The 3469-nt window shown below is 68.9% G+C and carries 2 protein-coding genes; one reads left to right on the forward strand and one right to left on the reverse strand.

The annotated features are described in order from the left end of the window. Window positions 1-159: 159 nt before the first annotated feature. Window positions 160-2730 carry an FxSxx-COOH system tetratricopeptide repeat protein gene (gene fxsT, locus GT354_RS17765; protein ID WP_346012067.1) on the reverse strand — a complete coding sequence of 857 codons (2571 nt, stop codon included), beginning with the start codon at window positions 2728-2730 and terminating at the stop codon, window positions 160-162. Between the two features lie 483 nt (window positions 2731-3213). Between fxsT and GT354_RS54100 the strand changes: the two genes are divergently transcribed. Next, window positions 3214-3469, forward strand: a 256-nt coding sequence (locus GT354_RS54100) for a hypothetical protein (protein WP_237535093.1), incomplete at its 3' end; no start/stop codon positions are given.

Here is a 3469-nt window from a genome sequence, read left to right on the forward strand (position 1 = left end):
ACACATCAGTGATCATGTGTTGCGACGACCCCTGGAATCCGCCGGACCGCTGGGGCCCTTCAGAGCGGCTGAGCGGTTCGGTGGGGCCGGCGCACGCGGTGTGTGTCGCGGGCCCACCGGTCCGTCGCGGACCGGTGGGCCTCGGGGATGCTCGGGTGCCTACAGCGGACTGGGTTCGAGGTCGCAGTTGGCCCGGCGCCACTCCTGGGTTTGGGTGCACGCGGGGTGCTCCGCCCCGAGTCGCTCGACCAGGCCCTCCAGCGCCTCGCGGTGCTTGGTCTCCGCCTCCTCGCGGCGTCCCACGGCACGCAGGTCGGCCGCCAGGTTGGTCTTGATCACCAACGAGGTCGGGTGATCGGGACCGAGCACGCGCTCGGCGGCTTCGACGGTGACCTCGTCCATCGCCAGCGCGGCGGCCACCTCTCCCAGCGCGAACAGGTCGCTGGCGAGGTTGGCCCGACACACGAGCGTGGACGGGTGGAACTCGCCGAGGCGTTCCACGCAGTAGGCGAACGCCGCGTCGTTGAGCTCGCGCGCCGCCTCGACCCGGCTCAGCAGCCGCAGGGTGATGGCCAGGTTCAGCGACGCCGCCATGGCGTGCGGGTGGTCGGCCCCGAACGTCTCCACGTACAGGGTCCTGGTGCGTTCGCCGAGCTTGTACGCCTCCTGGAGGTCGCCCAGTTGGCGCAGGTCGACGGACAGGTTGAGCGCGGCCTGGAGGGCGTCGGGGCTGTGCGCGCCGTAGCGCTCGGTCAGCGTCCGGCGCGCGTAGCCGGTGAGTTCCGCCGCGCCCTGGTGGTCGCCCGCCTTGCGCAGGGCCACGCCGAGCCGGGCGATGGCGCGCTGGGTGAACGGGTTGCTCTCTCCGACGCTTTGCCGATACTTCTCGACCACGCTCTGGAGCAGGCGGGCGGACGTCAGGTATTCGCCGAGCTCTCGGCGGTTGTACGCGATACTCGACTCGGTGAGCAGCGCGCTGAGCGACTGTTCGCCGTACATCTCGCGCTTGCGCTGCCACGTGTCGGTGTCGAGCGTGAGGGCCCTTTGGTACTCCCCGTTGGCGCGCAGCGAGACACCGAGGTTGTGCGCGTGTCGCAGCGTCTCGGGGTCGTCGACGCCACACACGTGCACGGCTCGGTCGTACACCTCCTGGTCGATGGCGAGCGCGCCGCGGAAGTCGCCCTGGGCCCGCAGGTCGGAGGCCACCTGGCCCTTGACCCGCAGCAGTTCCTCGACGCTGTCCGCGTCGGTGTCGCGTTCGAGAACCGCCAACAGGTGCGCGCTGAGGTCGGCGGACTCGGTATATCGGCCCATGACCCACAGCACCGAGCGCAGGTGTCGGCCGAGCATGACGGTCTGCGGGTCGGCGTCGCCGTAGGCGTCGCGCCACTGTTCGTACGTGCGCTGGGCGAAACTGCGGGCCCCTTCGTGGTCGCCCCACCAGTACAGGTATTCCGCGAAGCCGAAGACCATCTGCCGGGCCCGTCGCGACGGGGAATCCACCGCCTGGGAGACCACCACGTGCGGGTACAACTCGCCGTAGCGCGGCCAGTGATCGGGATCCTGTGGATTCTTCGGCGCGTTGCCGGCGAGGAGCATGTGGGCGCCGTGGCGCATCCGGACGCGTTGTTCCTCCGTCATGCGCGCGATGAGCACGGCCTGCACCAGACGGTGCATCTGAATGGAGTTCGTCCGGTGGTCGATCTTCGCGAGCGAATAGCGGTTGATCTCGCGGATCGCCCGGCCCAGGCGCAGCGGATCGGTCAGCGCCAAGTCGAGTTCCGGGGCGATCGGATCGACCGCGGTGGCGGAGAAGATCGACCGAGCGATCGGCTCCGGCGCGAAATAGGCGCAGACCTGCAGGAGTTGCAGTGCGGCGGCGCTCTTTCGCTCCAAGTAGTCGAGCGAGACGTTCCAGGCCGTGGCGACGGTTTCCTCGTACAGCGCGGGCCGGGAGACGGTCATCAACTCGACCCGCTTCTCCTCGAACAGGCGTAGGTATTCGTCCACCGGCATGCCCGTCTCGGCGCGCCAGGCGGACGCCTGCTCGACGGCGAGGGGCAGGTCACCGAGCACGTCCGCGAGTCGGAGCGCGTCCGCGGTGGACAGGTCCGGGTTGCGGCGCTGGAGGAGTTGGACGCTTTCGTCGCGTTCGAAGACGTCGACTTCCAGGGGATGGGCGAGGGTGTTCCATTGCGGATTGCGTGACGTCACCAGGATGGATCCGGCCGGCCCGCCGGGGCCCCCGGGGAAGTATTCCTGGATCGACTCGGGACTTTCCGCGTTGTCGAAGACGAGCAGCCACTTTTGGTGCGGAATCCCGGTACGCAGCGCCTCCAGGACGGCCGGCACCGCGGTAATCGCCTCCCCGCCCACCGGAAGTCCGAGTCGCTGGGCGAGTTCCACGAGGGCCTTGACGACCTGGGTGGGCCGTTCGGCGGAAATCCACCAGACGATATCGAATTCCGCGGCGTGCCGATACACGTATTCGAGGGCGAGTTGAGATTTTCCGACGCCGCCCATTCCGTGCAGTGTGTGCGGCAGGACGGCGGTCATTCCGCCCCTGAGCCCACGGTCGAGATTTTCCAGGAGTTCCCTGCGGCCGGTGAAGACCTGGTTGCGCGGCGGAATGTTTCCCCAGACGGCCGGGCGTACCGCGGCGCCGTGGGAACCGACCGTATCGGCGGGCGCGCCTTCGTCCCGCGCGTCGGGGGCGACGGTGGTAGTCACTGTCCTGCTTCCTCGCCCCCCGCCGACACCTTCCGCAATCCCGCTCAGCACAGGGGGAGACGCCGGAGACGGCTCGCGACCGGGGGGCATCTTGTCTCGGTCGGACGCTTCTGCAGAATTCACTGTGCCAGAACCCCCACTGCTGTCTCCAACATTCGGCTGACCCGAACGACTCGTTTCCCGGCGGTCTGCTGATACGACCATATGTGTGCCGTTGCCGTGCCCGGCGAGGAATAGTCCGAGCTGTCGCGCCCGGGGCAGATGCGCACCGGACAGGGCTTGTCGGACCGCGTACTCCAGTTCGTGAAAACGCAGGTTCTCCGCAGTCGCCTCGAAATCGGGCACCGGACCTCGGGCGACGGATCCGCCCACCAGTGTGTGCGCCGGACCGCCCAGCGGGGCGAGTATCTCCACGGTCTTTTGAAATGCGCGTTCGGTGGTGCTCCTGGTGCCACACGCGAGCAGTTCCTCGCGCACCCCCGGGTGAAACGCGAAGGAATCCTCGCCGATGTCCGGCAGGGGCGCGACCAGGTCGCCGATGAGGAATTCGGCGAGGTGTTCGGAGCCCGCCTCCGGAGCGGTCTCGCGCTGCACCGATCGCATGATCGGGAGGTCGAGTTGCACCGCCGCGAACCGGGTGGCCAGCGTGAACGCCTCGCGGGACGCGTGGGCCCGGAAGCGGGCCACCCGCTCGACCGCGCCGACCGGTGCGCTCCGGGCCTCGACCGGCTCGTCGGCG

The organism is Streptomyces sp. SID3343 (assembly GCF_009865215.1).
Lineage (GTDB): Bacteria > Actinomycetota > Actinomycetes > Streptomycetales > Streptomycetaceae > Embleya.